The organism is Pseudomonas sp. NPDC087803, from assembly GCF_044742995.1.
Classification (GTDB): Bacteria; Pseudomonadota; Gammaproteobacteria; order Pseudomonadales; family Pseudomonadaceae; genus Aquipseudomonas.
On record NZ_JBIUVO010000018.1, the window covers coordinates 1 to 321 of the forward strand.

Annotated in this window: 1 protein-coding gene; it reads left to right on the forward strand. The window is 59.8% G+C overall.

All coding sequences use genetic code 11. From position 1 onward, the window contains the following. On the forward strand, window positions 1–321 hold a 321-nt coding region (locus ACIOUG_RS12475), incomplete at both ends, for a ribonucleotide-diphosphate reductase subunit beta (protein ID WP_401065940.1).

The following is a 321-nucleotide window of genomic DNA, read 5'->3' on the forward strand; positions in this document are numbered from 1 at the left end:
GGCATTCGAAGAGGCGATCCACACCCACGCCTACCAGTACTGCATCGAATCGCTGGCCATGGATGAAGGCGAAATCTTCAACATGTACCACGAGATCCCGTCGGTCGCGAAAAAAGCAGCCTGGGGCCTGAAGTACACCCGCTCGATCTCCGATCCGAAGTTCGAAACCGGCACCCCGGACACCGACAAAGAACTGCTGCGCAACCTGATCGCCTACTACTGCGTTCTGGAAGGCATCTTCTTCTACTGCGGCTTCACCCAAATCCTCTCCATGGGCCGGGGGGGCGGAAACAAAAGGGGGGGCCGCGGGGGGGGGGGACT